Here is a 23714-nt window from a genome sequence, read left to right on the forward strand (position 1 = left end):
CGGCCGCGCGGGTCACGCTCCGGTGTAGTACCCCGCCTCGATGTCCGCCAGGATCCCCTGCTCGCGCGGCTCCCACCCGAGCAGCTCACGCGTGAGGGCGCTCGAGGACGGGATGTCGAGCGCGAAGAACCGCCCGATCCAGCCGAAGTGCGCGTCTACGTCGTCGGGCGCGATCGACGCGGCGGGCACGCCGAGCCCGCGGCCGAGCGCCTCGGCGATCGCGCGGGTCGGCACCCCCTCCTCGCCGATCGCGTGCACCACGGTCCCGGCGGGCGCGCTGTCGAGGGCGAGGGCGACGAGCCGTGCGGCGTCGCGGCGGTGCACAGCCGGCCACAGGTTCGAGCCGTCGCCGACGTAGCCCGCTACGCCCTGGGTGCGGGCGATGCCCGCCAGGGTCGCGACGAAGCCGTGGTCGCCCTCGCCGTGCACGGTCGGGGCGAAGCGCAGCGCGACCGATCGGACGCCGCGCGTCGCGTAGTCCAGCGCGAGGTTCTCCCCGCCGCCGCGCGGCGAGCCGGGACCGCTCGCCAGCGAGGGGACACGCTCGGTCACGACGCTGCCAGGCGCGAGGCCAGCCGTGCCGGAGGCGAGCAGGAACGGCCGGTCCGACCCCTCGAGCGTGTCGAGGAAGGTCTGGACGACGGCCCGTTCGGTGGCCCAGGCGCCGGGCATGTCGGAGAAGTCGTGCTTGAAGCCGAGGTGGATCACCGCGTCGGCGGCGGCAGCCGCGGAACGCAGGCTCTCGAGGTCATCGAGGCTGCCGGCGTGGGGCTCGGCGCCGGCGGCGACGATGCGGGCGGCCGACTCGTCGGACCGGGCGAGGCCGACGACGTGGTGGCCGGCTGCGAGGAGCTCGGGGACGACGGCCGAGCCGATCCAGCCGGAGGCTCCGGTGACGAAGACGCGCATGGGGTACTCCTTGGTGATGTCAGTTGCTGTCATCACTCACGATAGACCCGATGTCAGATCCTGTCATCACTACACTCCCCCTCATGGGTCGATGGGAACCGGGCGCGCGCGGCCGACTGGCGCAGGTGGCGCTCGAGCTCTACGCGGAGCGCGGGTACGAGCAGACGACCGTCGGCGACATCGCCGAGCGCGCCGGCGTCACCGAGCGGACCTTCTTCCGGCACTTCCCGGACAAGCGCGAGGTGCTGTTCGACGGCTCCGGAACCTTGCAGTCGATGCTCGTCGCCGCCATCGCGCAGGCACCGGCCGACAGGGCTCCTCTCGAGGTCGTCGGCGAGGCGTTCGCCCCCATCGGCCGACTGCTCGGCGAGACGCGCGACCACGCCGTTCGTCGGGCCGCCGTGGTCGCCGCCAACCCGAGCCTCATGGAGCGCGAGCTGCTCAAGATGGCCACGCTCGCCACCGCCGCGGCCACCGCCCTGCGCGAGCGCGGCACCCCCGCGGTGACGGCGACGGTCGCCGCGGAGGCCGGGGTGACCGCGTTCCGCATCGGCTTCGAGGCGTGGATCGCCGGCCCCGAGGAGGGCGACCTGGCCGCCGACATCGCCGCAGCGCTCGACGAGCTCCGCGCACTGGCCTCGGGCACCTGATCCGCGCCGATCGCTGCAGGGAACGTTGCAGCCCGCGCACCGCTGAGCAGCACGAACGCTGCGACGAGAGCTGCGTTCACGGGGATGGGCGGGGATGGGGCCGGCCGGCGCGCCAGGGTGCACGCGGGCGAGGGATCGCAGGCTGAGACACCCGGAGGTACGCTCCCAGACACCGAAGACGCTGAACCAGGTGGGGAGTCACGTGGCTGAGAAGCGCAAGACGATGAGCGACCGGATCCGCGCGTTCGACATCGGGTCGAGCACGGCGGACGCCCTGGGCAAGGGCATCGACAAGCTGCCGGTGAGCGCCCAGACCCAGGCGACGCTGAAGTCCAAGGCGGCCCCCGTGGTGGCCGGGGCGGCCGCCGGAGCGGTGACGTTCGCGACCGCCGCGGTGGACGCGGGCACCCGCGCGTACGACGCAACGAAGGTGGGCGCGCGCGCCGCCAAGCCTGACGAGCCGCGCCTGATCGACGTGCCGGACGTCCCGGAGGACGACGCCGTCGTCGACCTCGACGGATCGGTGCCGGACAAGCTCGACCGCCTCGTGCGCCTGCACGAGTCCGGAGTCCTCGACGACGAGGAGTTCGCCGCGGCCAAGCGGCAGACGCTCGGCCTCTAGCACCACCACGACCTGCAGCGACGGCCCGCCCGGGCCGCCGTCGCACGGTTGCGCGTGTGAACGTTCACGCGCGCGTGTGACCACACCGAGACCGCGGCGTTACTCATTGGTAGCAACTGGGTGACCTGTGACACAACTGTGTGCTAGACAACCGTCCACCTGGAATCAAGCCGGCCACCACGGGCGGCTCTGACGGAAGAGGAACCGGATGTCTTCGCTTGCTGGAAACCGGCGTCGCCTCGTCGCGACGACCGCAGGACTGGCCGTGGGTGCGCTCGTGCTCACGGCATGCTCGAGCAACAAGGACGACGACGGCGCCTCGGGCGACGGCGGCGGAACCCTGACGATCGGCACCACCGACAAGGTGACCTCGCTCGACCCCGCCGGGTCGTACGACAACGGCTCGTTCGCCGTGATGAACCAGGTCTACCCGTTCCTGCTGAACACGCCGTACGGCAGCCCAGACGTCGAGCCGGACATCGCCGAGTCGGCCGAGTTCACGGGCCCCACGGAGTACACCGTCAAGCTCAAGGCCGGCCTGAAGTGGGCCAACGGCCACGACCTGACCTCGTCGGACGTGAAGTTCACGTTCGACCGCCAGGTCAAGATCGCCGACGAGAACGGCCCGTCGTCGCTGCTCTACAACCTCGAGAGCACCGAGGCCGTGGACCCGACGACGGTGGTCTTCCACCTGAAGTCGAAGGACGACCAGATCTTCCCGCAGATCCTGTCGAGCCCGGCCGGCCCGATCGTCGACGAGGAGTCCTTCTCCCCCGACGCGCTCACGCCGGACGCCGACATCGTCAAGGCCAACGCTTTCGCTGGCCAGTACGAGATCACGGACTACGACCTGAACAACCTCGTCGCGTACAAGGCGTTCGACGGCTACAAGGGCATCCTGGGCGCGGCCAAGACCGCCGAGGTCAACGTCAAATACTACGCCGAGGCGTCCAACCTCAAGCTCGACATCCAGCAGGGCAACATCGACGTCGCGTTCCGCAGCCTGGCCGCGACCGACATCGACGACCTGCGCAAGGACGACAAGGTCACGGTCGTCGACGGCCCCGGCGGCGAGATCCGCTACATCACGTTCAACTTCGACACCCAGCCCTACGGCGCGAAGACCCCCGAGGCCGACCCGGCCAAGGCGCTCGCCGTCCGGCAGGCCGTCGCGGACCTGATCGACCGCAAGGCCCTCTCCGAGCAGGTCTACAAGGGCACCTACACGCCCCTGTACTCCTACGTGCCCGACGGCCTGACCGGCGCGACCGAGTCGCTCAAGGGCCTGTACGGCGACGGCCAGGGCGGACCCGACGCGGCCAAGGCGAAGAAGACGCTCGAGGACGCCGGCGTCACGCTGCCGGTGCAGCTCAAGCTGCAGTACTCGAGCGAGCACTACGGTCCGTCGTCGGCCGACGAGTACGGCCAGATCAAGGACCAGCTGCAGGCCGACGGCATCTTCGCCGTCGACTCGAAGTCCACCGAGTGGGGCCAGTACTCCGACGACCGCGTCGCCGACGTCTACCCGGCCTACCAGCTCGGCTGGTTCCCGGACTACTCGGACGCCGACAACTACCTGACGCCGTTCTTCCTCACGGAGAACTTCCTGTCCAACCACTACGACAACAAGCAGGTCAACGACCTGATCCTGCAGCAGGCCACCACGGCCGACGCCGACGCCCGGACCAAGCTCATCGAGCAGATCCAGGACCTCGTGGCGAAGGACCTGTCCACGGTCCCGTACCTGCAGGGCGCCCAGGTCGCCGTCGTCGGCAAGGACGTGAAGGGCACCGAGGACACCCTCGACGCCTCCTTCAAGTTCCGCTACGCGGCCCTGTCGAAGTAAGGCCGACGAGCCCCCGCTCCCATCCCGGGAGCGGGGGCTCGCCCGGTCCCCACCCGCACCACGTCAGGACCTTCATGACCTCGACCACCACGAGCGAGCCGACCGACGTCGATCCGGCTCCGCTCCCCGGCACCACGAAGACCGGACCCCGCAAGTCCGGCGGAGGCCTCGGCCGCTACCTGCTGGTCCGCTTCCTGCTGATCTTCCCGACGATCCTCATCCTCGTGACGACCGTGTTCGTCATGATGCGGGCCACGGGCGACCCGATCACCGCGGCCCTCGGCGGCCGCCTCCCTCCGGACCAGCTGGCCGAGCGCATCCACAGCGCGGGCTACGACCGCCCGGTGCTCGTGCAGTACCTCGACTACCTCGGCAGCATCCTGCGCGGCGACTTCGGCACGACGATCTCCGACCACCGCCCGGTCACCGAGGTGCTGCTCACGTACGGCACGGCGACCCTCGAGCTCGCCGCGTACGCGCTGGTCGTGGCGTTCCTCGTCGGCATCCCGCTCGGCCGGATCGCCGCAGCGCGCCGCGACCGCGGCGTCGACGCGACGCTGCGCATCTCCGCCGTCGTCGTCTACGCGACGCCTGTCTTCTTCGCCGGCATCCTGCTCAAGCTCGTGTTCTCGGTGTGGCTCGACTGGCTCCCCGTGGCGGGCCGCGCGACGACCGGCACCGAGATCCAGCTGCAGCGCCACGGCGCGGGCACCGGCATCTACCTGATCGACGCGATCAGCACGGGCGACCCCGCCGCGGTGCAGGACGTGCTCGAGCACGCCATCCTGCCCGCGCTCGCCCTCGGCCTGCTCACCGCCGGCGTGTTCCTGCGCCTGGTGCGCACCAACGTCATCGGCACGCTCTCGACCGGCTACGTCGAGGCCGCGCGCTCCCGGGGCGTGCACGAGCGCCGGCTGCTGCGCAAGCACGCGTGGCGGCCCGCGCTCGTCCCGATCATCACCGTCATCGGCCTCCAGATCGCCATGCTGCTCGCAGGCGCCGTCCTCACCGAGACCACGTTCGAGTGGAAGGGCCTCGGCTTCCAGCTCGTCCAGTACCTGCTGGCGCGCGACTTCGTCGCCGTGCAGGGCCTGGTCGCGCTGCTCGCCGTCATCGTCGCCGTGACGAACTTCCTGGTCGACGTCGTCGCGGCCCTCGTCGACCCCCGGATCAGGTACTGACATGACCACCGTCATCCCCGAGAGGGCCCCGCTCTACAAGCGCCTGCCCGTCGTCCACCAGCTGCGCACGAGCGTCGGCCTGCAACGCACGATGCTCGTCGCCGGCCTCGTGCTCACCGCGATCTTCGTCCTCACCGCGATCTTCGCGCCGCTCCTGGCGCCCTACAGCTGGGACCAACTGCGCGCCGGCGGCGAGCTCTTCGGCGCCCAGCAGGGACCGTCCGCCGACCACTGGCTCGGCACCACGGTCGGCGGGTTCGACGTGCTCAGCCGCGTCATCTGGGGCGCGCGCACCGCGCTGCTCACGATCGTCATCGGCGTCGCGCTGTCGATCTTCCTCGGCGTCGCCATCGGCCTGGTCTCCGGCTACTTCGGCGGCTGGCTCGACCGCGTGCTCGTCGTGATCGCCGACGCGATCTACGCGTTCCCGTCCCTGCTGCTCGCGATCCTCGCGGCCATCGTCATCAGCGGCGGCCAGTCCTCGATGTGGGGCGGCATCCTGGCCACCGCCATCTCGATCACGGTCGTGTTCATCCCGCAGTACTTCCGCGTCATCCGGGCCGAGGCCGTACGGATCAAGGCCGAGGCGTTCGTCGAGTCGGCGCGCGTGGTCGGGTCCAGCCACACCCGGATCATGACCCGCCACGTGCTGCGCAACTCGACCCGCACGCTGCCGCTGATCGTCACCCTCAACGCGGGCGAGGCGGTGCTCACGCTCGCCGGGCTCGGGTTCCTCGGCTTCGGCATCGAGCCCACCGAGGCGGGCGACTGGGGCTACGACCTCAACAAGGCCCTGGCCGACGTGACGAGCGGCATCTGGTGGACCGCCATCCCGCCGGGCGTCGCGATCATCCTCGCCGTGCTCGGCGTCAGCCTCGTGGGCGAGTCCCTCAACGACCTCGCCGACCCGCGCCTGCGCACGCGTCGTCGCGCCGCGGCGACCGCGGGCGTGGTGGGCACGACGACGGCCGTGCCGGGCGGCGTGCTCAGCGCCGGACCGGAGGGAGTCGCCGGTATGGACGACCTCGAGGGCCCGCCCGACTTCCCCCTGTCCGGCCCCACGGCCGAGGACGGAGAGCGCGCGTGAGCCGCGTCGTCGACATCCAGGACCTGACCATCACGTTCGACACCGATGCGGGGCCCGTGCGGGCCGTGCGCGGCGTGAGCCTGCACGTCGAGCCGGGCGAGGTGCTCGCCGTCGTCGGCGAGTCCGGGTCGGGCAAGACCGTGACCGCCCGCTCGATCCTCGGCCTGCTCCCCTCCACAGCGCAGACCTCGGGCGCGGTGCTGCTGAGCCGGCCGGACGGCTCGGCGCCGCACGACGTCACGACGCTGTCCGGCGCCGACCTGCGCGCGGTGCGCGGTCGCGACGCCGCGATGGTGTTCCAGGAGCCGTCGAGCGTGCTCAACCCGGTGTTCCCGGTGGGCTGGCAGATCGCCGAAGGGCTGCGCGCCCACGGTGGGCTGTCGCGCGCCGAGGCCCGCGAGCGCGCGATCGACGTGCTGCGACGCGTCGGCATCCCCGACCCCGAGCACCGGGTCGACCACTACCCGCACCAGTTCTCGGGCGGGCAGAAGCAGCGCATCGTGATCGCCCAGGCGCTCGTGCTCAACCCGAGCCTGATCATCGCGGACGAGCCGACGACCGCCCTGGACGTCACCGTGCAGGCCGAGATCCTCGACCTGCTGCGTCGTCTGCCGGCCGAGTTCGGCACGGCCGTCGTCCTGATCACGCACAACATGGGCGTGGTCGCGGACCTGGCCGACCGCGTCGCCGTGATGTACGACGGCGAGATCGTGGAGCAGGCCTCGGTGGCCGACCTGTTCGCCGCTCCGCAGCACGCCTACACGCGCGCGCTGCTCGACGCGGTCCCCCGCGTCGGTGGCCTGCGCCTGCGGGACCGGTCCGAGTCCGCCGAGGCGAGCCTGGCCCGCAAGGTCGTCGACCGCGACGGCCCGGCGGTCGTGGAGGCCCGCGGCCTGCGGATCACCTACCCCGGCCGCCTGCGGACGCCCGGGTTCACGGCGGTCGACGGCGTCGACCTGCGGATCGGGCCGGGCGAGGTCGTCGGGCTCGTCGGCGAGTCGGGCTCCGGCAAGACGACGATCGGCCGCGCGATCGGGGGGCTGACCCCCGTGAGCGAGGGCTCGCTCGAGGTGCTCGGCATCGAGATGAACGGTGTGCGCGAGCGCCGGTTCCGGCCCGTGCGCAAGCGGATCGGGTTCGTCTTCCAGGACCCGGCGACGAGCTTCAACCCGCTGCTCACGATCGCGCAGTGCATCGCCGAGCCGCTCGTCGTGCACGGCGTCGCGGCCTCCCCGCACGCGGCCCGCGGCCGGGTCGACGAGCTGCTCGAGGCGGTCCAGCTGCCGCGCGCGTTCGGCGACCGGTTCCCGCACGAGCTCTCGGGCGGGCAGCGGCAGCGCGCGTCGCTCGCGCGGGCCCTCGCGCTCGACCCGGAGCTGCTCATCGCCGACGAGCCGACCTCGGCGCTCGACGTCTCCGTGCAGGCCCGCGTGCTCGACCTGTTCGCCCGGCTGCAGTCCGAGCTCGGGTTCGCGTGCCTGTTCATCAGCCACGACCTGGCCGTCGTCGACCTGCTCGCGGACCGGATCATGGTGCTGCACCGCGGGCTGGTGGTGGAGGAGGGCACGGGCGACGACGTCCTCGGCGCTCCCCAGCACCCGTACACGCAGCGGTTGCTCGCCTCGCTTCCCGTGCCGGACCCAGTCGAGCAGGCCGCGCGCCGCACGGCGTGGGAGGCGACCCGCGCGTAGCGCCCGGTGGCCGGCTCGCCGCTCGGGCGGGCCGGCCACCGGATGCGTACCGTCGGGGCCATGACGACCGACTACTTCGCTGACGACCCGCGCACCCACGCCGAACGGATGCTCGCGGGCGACTTCTACGTCGCCGACGCGGAGGTCGAGGCGCTCGCCCGCCGGGCCGCCCTGCTGGCCGACGAGTACGGGCGCACCGCCCTGCACGACGAGGCGGCCGGCCACGCGGTCCTCGTCGACCTGCTCGGCACGCTGGGCGAGGGCTCCACGATCCGCCCGCCGCTGTTCGTCGACCTCGGGTCCAACATCCACATCGGCGCGCGCACCGCGATCAACTACCACCTCACCGCGCTCGACGTGGCGGCGATCAGGATCGGCGACGACTGCATGATCGGCCCGAACGTCCAGCTGCTCACCCCCACGCACCCCGTGGACCCGCAGCCGCGCCGGGACAAGCTCGAGGCCGCGAAGCCCATCACGATCGGCGACAACGTCTGGCTCGGCGGCGGCGTGATCGTCTGCCCGGGGGTCACGATCGGCGACAACGCGGTGATCGGCGCGGGCGCGGTCGTCACGCGGGACGTCCCGGCGAACGTCGTGGCCGTCGGCAACCCCGCCCGGGTGGTCCGGCACGTCTGACCCGACGGCTAGACCCCGTAGGCGTCGACGAGCTCGCGGCCGATCCGCGCGAGCTCGTCGACCACCGCGGGCGGCGAGACGACCTCGATCGAGGTCCCGTGCCCGGCGAGCTGCTCGGCCACGGCGCGGGCCATGTGCGCCGAGACCTCCATCCGGGTGCGCCCGTCGCTCTCGGTCCCGACCACCCGGCAGGCGCGACCGAGCTGGCCCTCGAGCACCGGCACGAGACGCCCGGGCACGAGCACCTGCGCCGTGACGGCGGTCCGGCGCGCTTCGACCGCGTCCACGACCTCGTCCCACATCGCCGCGACGTCGAGGGCGGGCGGACGCGGGAACGTCGACGCGAGCACCTCGACGCCGCTGATCCGATCGACCCGGAAGGTGCGTCGACCGGCCGGTGTCCCGGCCAGGAGGTACCAGGTGCCGTCCTTGTCGACGAGCGCCCACGGGTCGACCGTGCGCGGCGCGGCCGCCTCCCGGTAGCGGAAGCCGACCTGGCGGCGGCGGACTACCGCGGCCTGCAGGTCGGCGAGGGCCGCAGGAGCGAGCTCGTCGTGCGGGGTCCGTCCCCAGCGCGACCTGTCGACCAGCACCGCGCCCGCAGCCGCCTCGGCGTCGGCCCGGAACGTCTCGGGGAGTGCGCGGACGAGCTTGCGCAGCGCGGACGTCGCCTCGGGCGCCCTGCCGGACGTCGGCCCGACGAGCAGGAACAGCGCCTGCGCCTCGGCCGCGGTCAGCCCGGTCAGATCGGTGCGCGAACCGCCGACGAGCGACCACCCGCCGCCCCGCCCGGGCTGCGGGTAGACGGGGATGCCCGCCGTGGACAGGGCCTCGAGGTCGCGCCGGGCCGTGGCGACCGAGATCTCGAGCTGCTCGGCCAGCTCGGCCGCTGTCACCCGGCCGTGCGCCTGCATGAGCAGGAGGACGGAGACCAACCGATCGGCGCGCATGCGGCAAATCTAGCCAGCAAAGTAGTCAGAAGGTGAGCACTTTGAACGCGAGAGTGGAGCCATGAACACATTCCGCGGTCTCGCCAACACGTCCCTCTTCGCCGACGACGTCCCCGCTGCCCAGCGCTGGTACGCCGACTTCCTCGACCTCGAGCCCTACTTCGTCCGCGACGGCTACGTCGAGTTCCGCCTGGGCGATCACGACGACGAGCTCGGCATCGTCGACCGGCGCTACGCCCCGAACCAGGGCGGCCCGTCCGGCGCCATCGTCTACTGGCACGTCGACGAGCTCGAGGCGACGTTCGAGCGCGCTCTGGCGCTCGGAGCCACGCAGCACGACGAGGTCCGCGAGCGCGGCGCGGGGTTCGTGACCGCGTCGGTCGTCGACCCGTTCGGCAACGTCCTGGGCCTGATGACGAACCCGAACTGGCTCGCCCACGCGTGAGCCGTCAGGCGGGGTCGCCAGGCGCCGTCGGCAGGGGGGTCGTGCCCGTCGCGAGCGGCAGGATGATCGTGTCGATCATCCGCTCGATGAACTCGGGCCCGACCTTCTTGCCCGCGACCACCTTCTGGTAGGCGATCATCGCCGGCGCGACGGTCGCGATCATGTCGAGGTCGCGCCCCGGGGCGATCTCGCCGCGTTCCTTGGCCCGCTCGAGCAGGCCGCGCATGAGCGCGGTCCGGGCGGCGACGAACTGCTCGTGGAACACGGCGGCGACCTGCGGGTCCGCCTGCGCCGCCTGGTGCAGCCCGTGCATGAGCTCGTCGTTGCGCGTGCCCTGCGGCACGCCGCGCGTGGCCAGCAGGTCCGAGCGCAGCGAGCCCGTGTCCGGGACGTCGTCGATCGTCAGCAGCGGGCGGCCGCAGATGACGGCGTCGACCGTGAGCTCGACCTTGGACGGCCAGCGACGGTAGACGGTCGCCTTGCCGGTCCCGGCGCGCTCGGCCACCGCGTCCATCGTCATACCCTCGTACCCGCGCTCGGCGATGAGCTGGCGCGCGGCCTCGAGGATCACGTCGTCCTTGGAGTCGTCCCGGCGCCTGCCGGGACGCCGCGCAGGGGCCGCCGCGAGGACGTCCTCGTCGTACGCCGTCATGGGGCCTCCGCTCTCTCCGAAGCTCACCCTACCTCGAAACGACACGCGCTAGTTCCGGAACTCGGGGGTTCCGGAACTGTGTAGTCCTGTATTACAGTCGCTCCACCGACCACGACGTCCATGGAGTCCCCCATGTCCTCGACATCCCCCACGCCCGACCACTCGGGCCGCCGCCGCTGGTTCGTCCTCGCGACGGTCGCGCTGGCGCAGCTCATGGTCGTCCTCGACGCGACCATCGTGAACATCGCCCTGCCGTCCGCCCAGGCGGACCTCGGCTTCTCCGACAACGACCGCCAGTGGGTCGTCACCGCGTACGCGCTCGCGTTCGGCAGCCTCCTGCTGCTCGGCGGCCGCCTGTCCGACATGTTCGGGCGGCGTCGCATGTTCCTCATCGGCCTCGTCGGCTTCGCGACGGCCTCGGCCCTCGGCGGCGCGGCGCAGACCTTCGAGCTCCTCGTCGGTGCCCGCGCCCTGCAGGGCGTCTTCGGTGCGGTCCTCGCCCCGGCCGCGCTCTCCGTGCTGACCACCACGTTCACGATCCCCAAGGAGCGTGCCCGCGCGTTCGGCGTCTTCGGTGCGATCGCCGGCATGGGCGGGGCCATCGGCCTGCTGCTCGGCGGGTTCCTCACCGAGAACTTCGACTGGCGCTGGAACCTCTACGTCAACGTCGTGATCGCGGTCATCGCGTTCGTCGCCGGCTCGATCCTGCTCACCAGCAGCCGCCACGCCAGCCACGGCCACCTCGCCATCCCGGACGTGCTGCTCGGCTCGGCGGGCCTGTTCGCGCTCGTGTTCGGCTTCTCGCAGGCCGAGCCCAAGGGCTGGGACTCGCCGCTGACGTGGGGCTCGCTCGTCGCGAGCGTCGTCCTGCTCGTCGCGTTCGTCGCCCGCCAGCGCCGCGCCGAGTTCCCCGTGCTGCCGCTCACCGTGATCCTCGACCGCGACCGCGGCGCCTCGTTCCTGTCGATCCTCGTCGCGGGCTCGGGCATGTTCGGTGCGTTCCTGTTCGTCACCTACTACCTGCAGGCGACGCTCGACTACTCGCCCATGCAGACCGGCGTCGCGTTCCTGCCGATGATCGTCTCGATCATCATCACCGCGCAGATCATGAGCAACATCCTGCTGCCGCGCTTCGGGCCCAAGGTGCTCGTGCCGATCGGCATGACTCTCGGCGCGCTCGGGATGCTCTGGTTCACCACGCTCGAGGTGGACTCCACCTACTGGCACGTGCTGCCGGGGCTCGTGATCCTCGGCGTCGGGATGGCCTCGATCATGCCCGCGTCGTTCCAGCTCGCGACGCTCGGCGTCGCGCCGCAGCAGGCGGGTGCCGCCTCGGCGATGGTCTCGACGAGCCAGCAGGTGGGCGGCGCCATCGGCACCGCGCTGCTCAACACCCTGGCCGCGACCGCGACCACCGCGTTCCTCGCGGACCAGGCAGCCAAGACGCCCGACGTGCTCGCCCAGGCCGCGCTCGAGGGCTACTCGACGGCCTACACGTGGTCGGCCGGGATCTTCGCGATCGGCGCCGTCATGGCGGCCACGATGTTCCGCACCCGGGCGGACCGCGCCGCGCGCCTCGAGGCCTCGCCGGCCGGCCCTGCCCCGGAGTCCGTGCTCGCGCACTGACGTGCCCCGCAGCCCCGCGTCGCTCCCCGCGGCGCGGGGCTGCGTCGTCCTCGCTAGAGCGCCTGGAGCCCAGGGAGGGCGGCGGCCAGCTCCTCGAGCGCGCGCTGCGGGCCGGCGTAGATGCCCTCGTCGCGCGGCCAGTGCACGATCACGTCCGTGAAGCCGAGCGCCGCTGCCCGCTCGATCCCCTCGATGGCCACCTGCGCGGACTCGAGCGAGAAGATCGGGGCGCCGTCGAGGTTGAGGTAGCGGCGCAGCGGGGTGGACCGCCCGGCGGCGGTCTCGGCCTCGTCCATCTGCGCCGACGCCGTCGCCAGCTCCGCCCACCAGAGCTCGTGCGCGGCGTGGCGGTCGTCGCTGACCTCGTCGGGCACGAACGACGAGCCGTACGTCACCCACCCGTCCCCGCGACGAGCGGCCAGCGCCATCGTCCGCGGGCCGGCCGCGGCCAGCAGGAACGGCGGCCGGGTGGCCGGGACGGGGATCATCCGGGCGTCGTGCGCCTCGTAGAACTCGCCCGCGTGGTCCGTCCGGGGCTGGGTGAGCAGGTGGTCGAGCACGTCGACGAACTCCTCGAACCGCCGCGTGCGCTCGCCGCGCGTGGGCGCCGGGCCGAGCACGCCCGCGTCGAAGCCCTCGCCGCCGGCACCCAGACCGAGCAGGAACCGGCCGCCGGAGATGTCGTCGAGGCCGAGCACGTCCTTGCCGAACGGCACTGGGTGGCGGAAGTTCGGGGAGGCGACGAACGTGCCGAGCTGGATCCGCTCGGTGACGGCGGCCGCGGCGGCCAGCAGCGGGACCGTGGCGAACCACGGCTCGTCGACGAGCGTCCGCCACGAGAGGTGGTCGTAGGTCCAGGCGTGGTCGAAGCCCCACTCCTCGGCCTGCCGCCACTTGTCCCGGGCCACGGCCCACCGATCCTGCGGCAACAGCACGACCCCGACGGCAACCATCCCCCGACCCTAACGGCCCCCTCCCGCGACCCCGGGGGGTTACGCGTGGGTGTGCGGCTCCGCGCCGGTGGAGGGGGGTTCGAGCTGGAAGGTGCAGTGGTCGACGTCGAAGTGGCCGGCGAGGCAGCCCCGCAGGTCGTCGAGCACGCGGCCGGCCTCGCCACGCTCGAGCACCTCGTCGGGCACCTCGACGTGCGCGGACAGCACCGGCACCCCGGACGTGATGGTCCAGGCGTGCAGGTCGTGCACGCCGACCACGCCTCGCACGCCGCAGATGTGCGCCCGCACGGCGGCCAGGTCCACGCCCGCCGGGGTCGCCTCGAGCAGCACGGTCGCGACCTGCTTGAGCAGCCCCACGGCTCGCGGCAGGATCATCACGCCGATGAGCACGGACGCGACGCCGTCGGCCCGCTCGAACCCGGTCGTCAGCACGACGAGGGCCGCGGCGATGACCGCCGCCGAGCCGAGCAGGTCGCCGAGCACCTCCAGGTAGGCGCCGCGCACGTTGAGCGAGTCGCGCTGACCCGGCACCAGGAGCAGCAGCCCGATCCCGTTGGCGACCAGTCCCACGCATGCGATGACGAGCATGAGCCCGCCCTCGACCTCCTGCGGGTCGACGATCCGGCGGATGCCCCCCGCGAGGACCAGCACGCCGACGACGAGGATCAGCAGCCCGTTGACCAGCGCGGCGAGCATCTCGGCGCGCTGCCACCCGAACGTCCGCTCGGCGGTCGCGGGCCGGGCCGCGAGCGCGGTCGCCCCCAGCGCGAGGGCGACGCCGGCCGCGTCGGTGAGCATGTGGCCGGCGTCGGCGACGAGCGCGAACGAACCCGACGCGATGCCGCCGACGACCTCGACGACCATCACGGTGAGCGTCAGCGCGAGGACAGCAGCGAGCCGCCCGCGGTGCGCGTGTGCGGCGGTCGCGTGGCCGTGGTCGTGGCTGTGCCCCATCAGCCCCAGCCCAGCTCGTGCAGCTTGTCGTCGTCGATGCCGAAGTGGTGGGCGATCTCGTGCACCACCGTGATCGCCACCTCCTCGATCACGTCGTCGCGGGTGTCGCAGATCGCGAGGGTCGGCAGGCGGTAGACGAAGATCCGGTCCGGCAGCGAGCCCGCGGCCCAGAACGAGGTGCGCTCGGTGAGCGGCGTGCCCTCGTACAGACCGAGCAGGTCGGGCTCGTCGGGCGGCGCGTGGTCCTCGACGAGCACGACGACGTTCTCCATGACGCGCGCGAGCTCCTCGGGGATCTCGTCGAGCGCATCACGGACGGCATCCTCGAACTCCTCGCGCGCCATCTCGAACACGGCACCATCCTGCCTGCTCAGCGGGCTCCCACCGACCCCGAGGTCACTCACTTTGGAGATCCGGCCGATGACCACGTATGCTCATCACCGGTTCCCGGCGCCTCGCCGCCGGGGGCGGGACTTAGCCCTCATCGTCTAGCGGCCTAGGACCCCGCCCTTTCACGGCGGTAGCACGGGTTCGAATCCCGTTGGGGGTACGAGCAGTTCAGCAGGTCGCAGTACACGAAGTAAGGTCTCGCAGCAGTACACGAGGCCCCGTAGCGCAGTTGGTTAGCGCGCCGCCCTGTCACGGCGGAGGTCGCGGGTTCAAGTCCCGTCGGGGTCGCTCGAAGCGCCGGTCCTCGGACCGGCGTTCTCGTTCGAGGGCTGGTTCCCTCACGGCTCTGTAGCTCAGTTGGTAGAGCGTTCGACTGAAAATCGAAAGGTCACCGGATCGACGCCGGTCGGAGCCACCACGCAAGCCCCGCACGCCACCGGCGCAGCGGGGCTTCGTCATTCCCGGGACCTCCCGATGCGCTGCGGGGCTGCACACCGCCGCCGTGGGGGGTTAGGTTTCCGGTGCGGTCGAGAACGGGGCCGTCCCTACCGCACGAAGGGCGGCGATGACGCAGACCGACGAGGGTCTCCTGGCCCCTGGTGAGCCCGTTGACCTGGACAACTGCGCCCGCGAGCCGATCCATATCCCCGGCAGCATCCAGCGCTGGGGCGTCCTGCTGGCCGTGACCGAGCCGGACCTCGTCGTCCGGCACGCGTCGGCCAACGTCGACGAGCTCCTGGGCCGCCGCGTCGACGACACCGTGGGGGCGACCCTCGACGAGGTGCTCGGCACCGTGGCCGCCGGCCAGCTCCGTCACCACCTGCGCGCGTGGGGCGACCTGCGCGCCCGCAACCCCGTGGTCGTGACCGCGCAGACGCCGGACGGCCCGGTCGAGATGGACGCCGTCCTCCACCGCATCGTCAGCGGGCCCTCCACCCTGCTCGTCGTGGAGCTCGAAGCAGCACTCGGCCCGCGGCCGTTCTCCTTCCCCAACACCTACCAGGCCGTGCGAGGCGCGATCGAGCAGCTCAACCACGCGCTGAGCCTCGACGAGCTGTACGACGTCACCGCGCGCGAGGTCCGCACGCTCACCGGGTTCGACCGCGTGATGATCTACCGCTTCGACGCCGAGTACAACGGCGAGGTCGTCGCGGAGGCGAAGCGCGCCGACCTCAACTCGTTCTTCGGCCTGCACTACCCGTCGACCGACATCCCGCCCCAGGCGCGCGCGCTGTACGAGAAGAACTGGGTCCGCCTCATCGCGGACGTCACCTACGTGCCCGCGCCGCTCGTCCCGGGTCTCGACGAGCACACCGGTCTGCCGCTCGACCTCACCCACTCGGTGCTGCGCAGCGTCTCGCCGATCCACTGCGAGTACCTCGGCAACATGGGCGTCGCCGCGTCGATGTCCATCTCGCTGCTGCGCGACGGCCGGCTGTGGGGGCTCATCGCGTGCCACCACTACTCCGGCCCGCACAACCCGCCGTACGGCGTGCGCGCGGCCGCCGAGTTCCTCGGGTCGAGCCTGTCGCTGCGCCTGGTCGCCCGCTCCGAGGAGCGCGCGCTCGAGGAGCAGGTCGCTGCCGCGGCGACGCTCGGTCACCTGCTCGCGGCCTCCCGCGACGGCGACCACGCCCTGGCCGACGCGCTCGTCGGACGCGCGGGCGCGGCGTCCGCGCTCGATCTCGTCCCCGCGCAGTCCGTCGTCGTGCGCGCCGAGGGCCGCGTCGCCACGGCGGGCGACCCGGTGGAGGACGTCGCCGGACTCCTCGCGTGGGTCGACGCGTCGCCCGACGACGTCGCGGTCCGCACCTCGCTGCGCGATCAGGAACCCGCGCTCGCCGCGGCCCTGCCGAGCGTGGCCGGGGTCCTCGCGGTGCGGCTGCCTGACGACCAGTGCGTCGTCTGGCTGCGGCACGAGGCGGTCCGCAACGTCGACTGGGGCGGCGACCCGCACAACAAGGCCATCGCGCACCGCGAGGGCGACACCGTGCGGCTCAGCCCGCGGAAGTCGTTCGAGCGGTGGAGCGAGGTGGTCAGCGGGACGAGCGAGCCGTGGACCGAGCAGCAGGTGCGCTCGGCGGGCGAGCTGCGCAGCCGCCTCCTGGAGACGCTGCTCGTGCGCAACCGCTGGCAGCTGCGCACCGCGCAGAACGTGCAGCGCAGCCTGCTCCCCCAGGAGCTGCCCGAGATCGACGGCTGGTCGATCCGGGCGCGCTACGAGCCGGCCGCGGGCGGCCAGGTCGGCGGCGACTGGTACGACGCGCTCGAGCTGCCCGACGGGCGGTTCGCCGTCGTGGTCGGCGACGTCGCGGGGCACGGACTCGGGGCGGCGGCGGCGATGGGCCAGCTGCGCAACACCCTGCGCGGGTTCCTGCTGCGCGGTGACGACCCCGCGCAGGCGCTGCGCTGGCTCGACCACGTGGCGCGGCTGACGATGCCGACCGACATGGCGACGGTCGTCGTCGCCGTCGTGGACACCGCCTCGGGCGAGGTCACGATCTCCGCCGCGGGCCACCCCCGGCCCCTGCTGCTCGACGCGGGCGGCGGCGCGCTGCTCACCGACCTGCCCGTCGACCGGCCGCTCGGCGTCGGGTCCGGCGCCCCGCCCACCACGCGGCTCACGCTCGAGCCGGGCGGTGGACTCGTGCTCTACAGCGACGGCCTCGTCGACTCGCGCCAGACGGACCTGCGGGCCGGCCTGCGCCGGATCGTCACGCTGTTCGAGCGCGACGACGAGACCCGGCCCGTCGACATCGACGAGGTCATGGCCGCGTGCCGCGACGCCGCGTCGGTCGACGACCTGACGCTGCTGGTCCTCTGCCGCGACACCTGACGCGGCGTGCCGGGACCTGCGCACCCCACGCGGCCGGGAGGATGAGCCCCACGCCGTCCGCACCAGGGCAGGAGTCCCGTGGAGTTCGAGAAGCTGTTGCCGGTGGTCATCGTCTCGGCGCTGGCCCTGCTCGTGGTGGCCGCGATGCCGTCGCGGTACCGGCTCCCCCAGGTGGTCGTCCTGCTGGCCGGCGGAGTCGTCATCGGTCCCGAGGCGCTCGGGCTGTCCTCGCCGGGTGACGTCGGCCTGCTGTCCGACCTCGGCATGGGGTTCCTGTTCCTGCTCGCGGGGTACGAGATCGACCCGGGCATCGCCCGACGACCGGCCGGACGGCTCGGCATGCGCGCGTGGGTCTCGTCGTTCGTGCTCGGCGCGGTCCTGCTCTACGTGCTCTCGCTCGAGCGGGAGATCCCGTCGGCCACCGCCATCGCCATCGCCCTCTCGACGACCGCGCTGGGCATCCTCGTCCCGATCCTCAAGGACGAGAACCTCGAGCACCGGCCGCTGGGCGCGTTCGTGATCGCGGGCGGCGCGATCGGCGAGCTCGGCCCGATCGTCGCGATGGCCGTGCTGCTCGGCACCGGCGGCACGGCCGAGGCGCTGTTCTCGCTCACGCTGTTCGCCGCGGCCGTCGTTGTCCTCGCCCTCACGCCCCGGCGGTTCACGTTGGTCCGCACGCGCGGGCTGCTGTCCACGATGGGCGAGGGGACGAGCCAGGCGCCGCTGCGGATCACGCTCGTGCTGCTCGTCGCGCTGCTCGCCAACGCCACGTTCATGGGCTTCGACGCGGTGCTCGGCGCGTTCCTGGCCGGCATGGTGCTGCGCTCGTGGTCACCCGTGGAGAACAAGGAGTTCGAGCGCAAGCTCGACGCGGTCGGCTGGGGCGTCTTCATCCCGATCTTCTTCGTCTCCTCGGGCATGGGGCTGCAGATCCACGCCATGGCGGAGACGCCGTGGCTCCCGCTCGCGTTCGTCGCGATCATCCTCGTCGTGCGCGGCGGCCCCGCGCTGTTCTGGTACCGCAAGGTGCTGCCGGCGCGCGACCGCGTACGCCTCGCGCTGTACACGGCCACGACGCTCCCCCTCCTCGTCGCGCTGACCGAGCTCGCGGTCGACGACGGCACGCTCGACCCGGGCAAGGCCGCGTGCCTCGTCGGCGCCGGGGCCCTGACCGTGCTGGTCTTCCCCCTGCTGTCCCGCGCCGTCGGGAGCCGCTCTGGGACCGAGGACACCCAGGTCACCGCCGAGGCTCACTAGGCTGGGACCACCCGACGACGAGGAGACGTACCGTGACCGGCACCCCGGGTCCCGACCAGCCCCGCAGCTTCTTCGACCGCCTGACCGAGCCCCTGGCCGACCGCGCCCGCGAGAAGCTCAACCAGGCCGAGGACAAGGTCCGCGCGTCGATCCAGGCCGAGATCGACGCCGTGCAGGCGAGCGTCCGGGCGCGCGCGGTGGAGGTCCGGCCGTCCGCGATCGCGTTCGGCGCGGCCGTCCTGCTGACGTTCTTCGGTCTCGCGCTCCTGGTCACCGCGTCGGTGCTCGGACTGGTCGAGGGCGGTCTCGACCCCTGGCTAGCGGCACTGCTCGTCGGCGTCGCGCTCATCCTCATCGCGGGCGGGTTCGCGGCGTGGGGCAAGGCCCGGCTGCCCAAGCCGGCACCCAAGGTCGCGCCCGAGCCGCACCCCGCCGGCGACCAGGTTCACCCCTGGGACAACTGAGCGAGCGGCACGCGGGGGTGCGCTGCGGCGCACACCCGGCCAGACTGAGCCCCAGACGCCCGCACTGACTGACGTGCTGGCGTGTGCTGACGAGAGGGCTGCGAGATGGCGAAGCATGACCGGAGCATCGGCGAGATGATCGGCGAGCTCAGCGACCAGCTGAGCAAGCTGGTGCGCGCCGAGATCGAGCTCGCGAAGGCCGAGATCCAAGGCCGCCTGCAGAAGATCAGCGTCGGGACCGTGCTGGTCCTGGCCGCGGCGATCCTCGCGTTCTACCTGCTGGCCGTCGTCATCGCGACGGCCATCATGGCGCTCGCCGTGCCCTTCGAGCCCTGGCTCGCCGGCCTCATCGTCGCGGTGTTCCTGCTGCTCGTGATCGCGCTGCTCGCCTGGCTTGGGATCCGGCACATCAAGCGCGGCGTTCCGCCCACGCCGGCGACGGCCATCGAGAGCGTCCAGACAGACCTGACCGCCGTCAAGGAGGCGATCCGCCCGTGAGCGAACCGTTCAGCACCCCCCGCATGGTCGAGCTCGAGGCGGAGATCGCGGTCACGCGCGTCCAGCTCGTCTCGACGGTCGACGCCCTCGCGAGGCGCCTCTCGCCCGGTGCGCTCGCGTCCGACGCGAGCAAGCAGGCCCGGCAGGGCGCCGAGCAGGCCCGCGCGGCCGTGGAGCAGCTGGTCCACGACGCGACGAGCGCGGAGGCCGACCCTGAGGCCAGCACCCGCGCTCGAGTGATCCTTGCGGGCGCGGCGGGAGCCGTCGCGCTCGTCGTGGCCGTGGCGCTGCTGCGGCGCCGCGGCGAGTGAGTCAGGCCTGACGGTCCCTCTGGTTGGGGACTCCCAGGAGCTCGAGGACCTCCGACTCGCGGTACCGGCGGTGTCCGCCGAGCGTGCGGATCGAGGACAGCTTTCCTGCCTTGGCCCAGCGCGTGACCGTCTTGGGGTCCACGCGGAAGAGCGTGGCGACCTCGGACGGCGTGAGCAGGACCTCGGACTGAGCGGGCTGCGTGGTCATGTGCTGCCTCCTGGCAAGCGTGCGGCCGGTGGACTGGATGACCTCCGGCCAGGACTGAAGCATTGAACCGACCCGCAGTGGCGTCGGTCCCACTAGCACGAACAAGCGGGACAAACGATGCATTTCGCAACACGGAACGGTCACGAAATGGTACACATCACCCACCCGGAGTAACGAACCTGCTGGTCACCCCCGGACGATCCCACCCTAACTCGGACATATCACCCCCGCACGAGCACGGCGCGCCGAGACTTCCGTGGCGCTCGGCCCGCGGCGGCCGGGACGGCTTGCAGACGTGAGATGTGTCGCGGCCCGGCAAGTGGCCGGAATAGCCATCGGCCATGTACCGTTGCGGCACGAAGAGACGATTCAGCACCCCGGGGCCGCACGTGTCAGCACGGAGCCGCCCCGCTTCCACGTAAGAGGGGGTCGATGCCATGGGGCGCGGCCGTCAGAAGGCTAAGCAGACGAAGGTTGCCCGGGAGCTGAAGTACTTCAGCCCCGACACCAACTACCGAGCTCTCGAGCAGGAGCTCACGTCGCATGGCCACAATGACCTAGGCGAACGTCGTGGTGGTGCCGCAGTGGACACCGCTGACGACGATGACGACGACTACAAGCGTTGGAACGACGACGACCGTTGACGTCGCGCTCCACGTCATCGACCACACGATCCTGAAGGACCTGCGCGTCTGACGCGCGGGATCCTTCAGGATCGTCGGTCGTTGGGTCGCACTCGCGCGCGCGTGAGGTCGTCGGCGCAGGCCTTCTGGCGCGAGCCCTTCGAGGCCCGGGCCTCACTCAGGCGTCAGGCCCGGTAGGCACCCGACATGAGCACGGCCCCGCCGTGCACGCCCTTGGTGCCCGCGACGAACCCGGGCGCGCCCACGACGTCCGTCGTCGGGTCGCTGTCCCGAACCGTGCCGAGCTCCCACGCGGGCAGCCCGAGCTCGGCGGCGTGCGCGAGCACCCCGTCCAGCGCGTCGGGCGCGACCATCGCGACCATGCCCACGCCCAGGTTCAGGGTGCCCTCGAGGTCGGTCCACGGGACCTGCCCCAGCCCTTGCACGAGCGAGAAGATCGGCGGCAGCTCCCAGCCGCCCCGGTCGATGTCCGCGACGAGGCCCACGGGCAGCACGCGCGCCACGTTCGACGCCAGTCCCCCGCCGGTCACGTGGCTGAACGCGTGGAGCCCGGCGACGCCGGCCCGGCGCGCGAGCGCGAGGCAGTCGGAGGCGTAGACGCGCGTCGGCTCGAGCAGCTCCTCGCCCAGCGTGCGGCCGAGCTCGTCGACGTGCCGGTCCAGCGCCCAGCCCGCCTGGCGGACCACGGCCCGCACGAGCGAGTAGCCGTTGGAGTGCAGGCCCGACGATCCGAGCGCCACGAGCACGTCGCCCGCGCGCACGCGCTCGGGACCGAGCAGCTCGTCGGCCTCGACCACGCCGGTCGCGGCGCCGGCCACGTCGTACTCGTCGGGCGCCAGCAGGCCGGGGTGCTCGGCCGTCTCGCCGCCGACGAGGGCCGTGCCAGCGACCGAGCACGCCGCCGCGATGCCGCGCACCACGTCGGCGATGCGCTCGGGCACCACGCGGCCGGTCGCGATGTAGTCGGTCATGAACAGCGGCTCGGCGCCGACCACGACGATGTCGTCGACCACCATGCCCACCAGGTCGAACCCGATGGTGTGGTGGATGTCGAGCGCCTGCGCGATCGCGACCTTGGTGCCGACGCCGTCCGTGGACGTCGCGAGCAGCGGGCGGCGGAACCGCGTGAGCGCCGAAGCGTCGTACAGGCCGGCGAACCCGCCGACGCCGCCGAGCACCTGCGGACCGTGCGTCGCGCGCACGGCGTCCTTCATCAGCTCGACGGCCTTGTCGCCGGCCTCGGTGTCGACGCCGGCACCGGCGTAGGTGACCGGCCCGTTCACGGGTGCTCCAGCGCGGTGGCGCCACCGGTTCCGGGCAGGATCGACATGAGACCGTCCTCGGGTGCCCCCAGGGGGAGCTCGTTCTGCTCGAGCAGGTGCTTGCCCAGCCTGTCGGCGGGCGGCAGCTCGATCGGGTACACGCCGGAGAAGCAGGCGGTGCACAGCTGGGAGCGCGGCTGCTCGGTCGCGGCGACCATGCCCTCCTCGGAGATGTAGCCGAGCGAGTCGGCGCCCAGCGAGGCCCCGATCTCGTCGACGGCCAGGCCGTTGGCGATGAGCTCGGCGCGGCTGGCGAAGTCGATGCCGTAGAAGCAGGGCCACTTCACGGGCGGCGAGGAGATGCGGATGTGCACCTCGGCCGCGCCCGCCTCGCGCAGCATCCGGACCAGCGCGCGCTGCGTGTTGCCGCGCACGATCGAGTCGTCGACGACCACGAGCCGCTTGCCGCGGATGACCTCGCGCAGCGGGTTGAGCTTGAGCCGGATGCCGAGCTGGCGCAGCGTCTGCGACGGCTGGATGAACGTGCGGCCCACGTAGGCGTTCTTGGTCAGGCCCTGCCCGAACGGGATGCCGGACTCCTGCGCGTACCCGACGGCCGCGGGCGTGCCGGACTCCGGCACGGGGATGACCAGGTCCGCCTCGACGGGGTGCTCGATCGCCAGGCGACGGCCCATCGCGACGCGCGCGGTGTGCACCGAGCGGCCGGCGATCGTCGTGTCCGGGCGGGCGAGGTAGACGTACTCGAACACGCAGCCGGCGCGCGGCTCGCTCTTGGGCGCGAACCGCGTGGAGCGCAGCCCGTCGGCGTCGATCGCGATGAACTCGCCGGGCTCGATCTCGCGCACGAAGGACGCGCCGACGATGTCGAGCGCCGGGGTCTCGCTCGCGACGACCCAGCCGCGCTCGAGTCGGCCCAGCACGAGCGGCCGCACGCCCTGGGGGTCGCGCGCGGCGTAGAGCGTGTGCTCGTCCATGAAGACCAGGCAGAACGCGCCGCGCAGGCGGGGAAGCACCTCGAGCGCCGTGGCCTCGAGCGTGCGGTCCGGGTCCCCGGCGAGCAGCGCCGTGATGAGCGCCGTGTCCGTGGTGTTGCCGCGCGCGAGCTCGCCGCGCCGCTGGCTGCCGTAGCGCTCCGCGACGAGGTCGACGAGCTCCGCAGTGTTGGTGAGGTTGCCGTTGTGCCCGAGGGCGACCGTGCCGGCGGCCGTGGGGCCGAGCGTGGGCTGCGCGTTCTCCCACGTGGAGCCGCCGGTGGTCGAGTACCGGGCGTGGCCGATGGCGATGTGGCCCTGCAGCGCGTTGAGCGCGGTCTCGTCGAAGACCTGGGAGACGAGGCCCATGTCCTTGTAGACGAGCAGCTGCGTGCCGTTGCTTGTCGCGATGCCGGCGGACTCCTGTCCGCGGTGCTGCAGGGCGTACAGGCCGAAGTAGGTCAGCTTGGCGACTTCTTCGCCAGGTGCCCACACTCCGAAGACGCCACAGGCGTCCTGGGGGCCTTTTTCGTTGGGGAGGAGGTCGTGGTTCAGACGTCCGTCTGCGCGGGGGGCCACGCGGCTATCGTCGCACAGGTCCCGGGGCCGACGAGAGCGCCGTCCAGTCCCCGGGAGTGTCCGGCGGA

The 23714-nt window shown here is 72.3% G+C and carries 24 protein-coding genes and 3 tRNA genes; 18 read left to right on the top strand and 9 right to left on the bottom strand.

Annotated elements, in window-relative coordinates; genetic code table 11:
- Positions 1-12: 12 nt before the first annotated feature.
- The gene (locus D1825_RS16080) at positions 13-942 is read right to left on the bottom strand and encodes an SDR family oxidoreductase (protein WP_233549946.1); all 930 of its coding nucleotides are present in this window, start codon (positions 940-942) and stop codon (positions 13-15) included.
- Positions 943-992: 50 nt separating this feature from the next.
- Here D1825_RS16080 and D1825_RS16085 point away from each other — a divergent pair, with 50 nt between their 5' ends.
- From D1825_RS16085 to D1825_RS16115, 7 genes are all read left to right on the top strand, one after another.
- A complete protein-coding gene (locus tag D1825_RS16085; RefSeq protein WP_118768432.1) occupies positions 993-1559 on the top strand; it encodes a TetR/AcrR family transcriptional regulator in 567 nt (188 codons plus the stop codon).
- A gap of 202 nt (positions 1560-1761) precedes the next feature.
- Positions 1762-2181 (top strand): SHOCT domain-containing protein, encoded by a 420-nt coding sequence (locus D1825_RS18485; protein WP_199721627.1) that lies wholly within the window; start codon positions 1762-1764, stop codon positions 2179-2181.
- Between the two features lie 208 nt (positions 2182-2389).
- Entirely contained in the window at positions 2390-4027 is a 1638-nt protein-coding gene (locus D1825_RS16095; protein ID WP_118768433.1) for an ABC transporter substrate-binding protein, read from the top strand.
- Between the two features lie 74 nt (positions 4028-4101).
- Positions 4102-5208, top strand: a complete 1107-nt coding sequence (locus D1825_RS16100; protein ID WP_118768434.1) for an ABC transporter permease — start codon at positions 4102-4104, stop codon at positions 5206-5208.
- A gap of 1 nt (position 5209) precedes the next feature.
- Positions 5210-6295, top strand: a complete 1086-nt coding sequence (locus tag D1825_RS16105) for an ABC transporter permease (protein WP_118768435.1) — start codon at positions 5210-5212, stop codon at positions 6293-6295.
- The gene (locus D1825_RS16110) at positions 6292-7986 is read left to right on the top strand and encodes an ABC transporter ATP-binding protein (protein WP_118768436.1); all 1695 of its coding nucleotides are present in this window, start codon (positions 6292-6294) and stop codon (positions 7984-7986) included. Before D1825_RS16105 ends, D1825_RS16110 begins: the two co-directional genes overlap by 4 nt.
- 60 nt (positions 7987-8046) lie before the next feature.
- Positions 8047-8625 (top strand): sugar O-acetyltransferase, encoded by a 579-nt coding sequence (locus D1825_RS16115; protein ID WP_118768485.1) that lies wholly within the window; start codon positions 8047-8049, stop codon positions 8623-8625.
- An 8-nt stretch (positions 8626-8633) separates the two neighbouring features.
- Here D1825_RS16115 and D1825_RS16120 read toward each other — a convergent pair whose 3' ends face one another.
- A complete protein-coding gene (locus tag D1825_RS16120) occupies positions 8634-9575 on the bottom strand; it encodes a helix-turn-helix transcriptional regulator (RefSeq protein ID WP_118768437.1) in 942 nt (313 codons plus the stop codon).
- A gap of 61 nt (positions 9576-9636) precedes the next feature.
- On the opposite strand from D1825_RS16120, the gene D1825_RS16125 reads away from it, so the two are divergent.
- The gene (locus D1825_RS16125; RefSeq protein ID WP_118768438.1) at positions 9637-10020 is read left to right on the top strand and encodes a VOC family protein; all 384 of its coding nucleotides are present in this window, start codon (positions 9637-9639) and stop codon (positions 10018-10020) included.
- 4 nt (positions 10021-10024) lie between these two features.
- Here the strand turns inward: D1825_RS16125 and D1825_RS16130 are convergent, their stop codons facing one another.
- Positions 10025-10672, bottom strand: coding sequence for a TetR/AcrR family transcriptional regulator (locus D1825_RS16130; protein ID WP_118768439.1), 648 nt, complete (start codon positions 10670-10672; stop codon positions 10025-10027).
- Positions 10673-10804: 132 nt separating this feature from the next.
- Here D1825_RS16130 and D1825_RS16135 point away from each other — a divergent pair, with 132 nt between their 5' ends.
- Positions 10805-12298, top strand: a complete 1494-nt coding sequence (locus D1825_RS16135) for an MFS transporter (RefSeq protein ID WP_233549947.1) — start codon at positions 10805-10807, stop codon at positions 12296-12298.
- A gap of 53 nt (positions 12299-12351) precedes the next feature.
- On the opposite strand, the gene D1825_RS16140 is transcribed toward D1825_RS16135, so the two are convergent.
- The 3 genes from D1825_RS16140 to D1825_RS16150 are packed head-to-tail and all read right to left on the bottom strand — an operon-like array spanning position 12352 to position 14549.
- Positions 12352-13251 carry an LLM class flavin-dependent oxidoreductase gene (locus D1825_RS16140; RefSeq protein ID WP_118768441.1) on the bottom strand — a complete coding sequence of 300 codons (900 nt, stop codon included), beginning with the start codon at positions 13249-13251 and terminating at the stop codon, positions 12352-12354.
- 39 nt (positions 13252-13290) lie between these two features.
- Positions 13291-14205: a cation diffusion facilitator family transporter gene (locus D1825_RS16145; protein ID WP_118768442.1), complete on the bottom strand. Its 915-nt coding sequence runs from the start codon at positions 14203-14205 to the stop codon at positions 13291-13293.
- On the bottom strand, positions 14205-14549 hold the full coding sequence (locus D1825_RS16150) for a metallopeptidase family protein (RefSeq protein WP_118768486.1): 345 nt from the start codon (positions 14547-14549) through the stop codon (positions 14205-14207). Before D1825_RS16150 ends, D1825_RS16145 begins: the two co-directional genes overlap by 1 nt.
- 133 nt (positions 14550-14682) lie before the next feature.
- Between D1825_RS16150 and D1825_RS16155 the strand changes: the two genes are divergently transcribed.
- The 8 genes from D1825_RS16155 (at position 14683) to D1825_RS16190 (ending at position 19961) form a co-directional block, all read left to right on the top strand.
- Positions 14683-14755 (top strand) — tRNA-Glu (locus D1825_RS16155).
- A gap of 54 nt (positions 14756-14809) precedes the next feature.
- Positions 14810-14883: transfer RNA gene (locus D1825_RS16160), tRNA-Asp, on the top strand.
- Between the two features lie 54 nt (positions 14884-14937).
- Positions 14938-15013 (top strand) — tRNA-Phe (locus tag D1825_RS16165).
- A 147-nt stretch (positions 15014-15160) separates the two neighbouring features.
- Positions 15161-17431 (top strand): SpoIIE family protein phosphatase, encoded by a 2271-nt coding sequence (locus D1825_RS16170; protein WP_118768443.1) that lies wholly within the window; start codon positions 15161-15163, stop codon positions 17429-17431.
- A 78-nt stretch (positions 17432-17509) separates the two neighbouring features.
- A complete protein-coding gene (locus tag D1825_RS16175) occupies positions 17510-18688 on the top strand; it encodes a cation:proton antiporter (protein WP_118768444.1) in 1179 nt (392 codons plus the stop codon).
- A 32-nt stretch (positions 18689-18720) separates the two neighbouring features.
- Positions 18721-19152, top strand: a complete 432-nt coding sequence (locus D1825_RS16180) for a phage holin family protein (RefSeq protein WP_118768445.1) — start codon at positions 18721-18723, stop codon at positions 19150-19152.
- 105 nt (positions 19153-19257) lie between these two features.
- Positions 19258-19650: a phage holin family protein gene (locus D1825_RS16185; protein ID WP_118768446.1), complete on the top strand. Its 393-nt coding sequence runs from the start codon at positions 19258-19260 to the stop codon at positions 19648-19650.
- On the top strand, positions 19647-19961 hold the full coding sequence (locus D1825_RS16190) for a DUF3618 domain-containing protein (RefSeq protein WP_118768447.1): 315 nt from the start codon (positions 19647-19649) through the stop codon (positions 19959-19961). Before D1825_RS16185 ends, D1825_RS16190 begins: the two co-directional genes overlap by 4 nt.
- 1 nt (position 19962) lies before the next feature.
- On the opposite strand, the gene D1825_RS16195 is transcribed toward D1825_RS16190, so the two are convergent.
- Positions 19963-20169: a BldC family transcriptional regulator gene (locus tag D1825_RS16195; protein WP_118768487.1), complete on the bottom strand. Its 207-nt coding sequence runs from the start codon at positions 20167-20169 to the stop codon at positions 19963-19965.
- 437 nt (positions 20170-20606) lie between these two features.
- Here D1825_RS16195 and D1825_RS16200 point away from each other — a divergent pair, with 437 nt between their 5' ends.
- Positions 20607-20813, top strand: coding sequence for a DUF3073 domain-containing protein (locus D1825_RS16200; protein WP_118768448.1), 207 nt, complete (start codon positions 20607-20609; stop codon positions 20811-20813).
- Positions 20814-20977: 164 nt separating this feature from the next.
- Here the strand turns inward: D1825_RS16200 and purM are convergent, their stop codons facing one another.
- Both purM and purF read right to left on the bottom strand, forming a co-directional pair.
- A complete protein-coding gene (gene purM, locus D1825_RS16205; protein WP_118768449.1) occupies positions 20978-22096 on the bottom strand; it encodes a phosphoribosylformylglycinamidine cyclo-ligase in 1119 nt (372 codons plus the stop codon).
- Positions 22093-23646, bottom strand: coding sequence for an amidophosphoribosyltransferase (purF, locus tag D1825_RS16210; RefSeq protein WP_118768450.1), 1554 nt, complete (start codon positions 23644-23646; stop codon positions 22093-22095). Before purF ends, purM begins: the two co-directional genes overlap by 4 nt.
- Between the last annotated feature and the right edge of the window lie 68 nt (positions 23647-23714).

Origin of the sequence: Cellulomonas rhizosphaerae, assembly GCF_003470205.1 — a bacterium.
GTDB classification, from domain to species: Bacteria; Actinomycetota; Actinomycetes; order Actinomycetales; family Cellulomonadaceae; genus Cellulomonas; species Cellulomonas rhizosphaerae.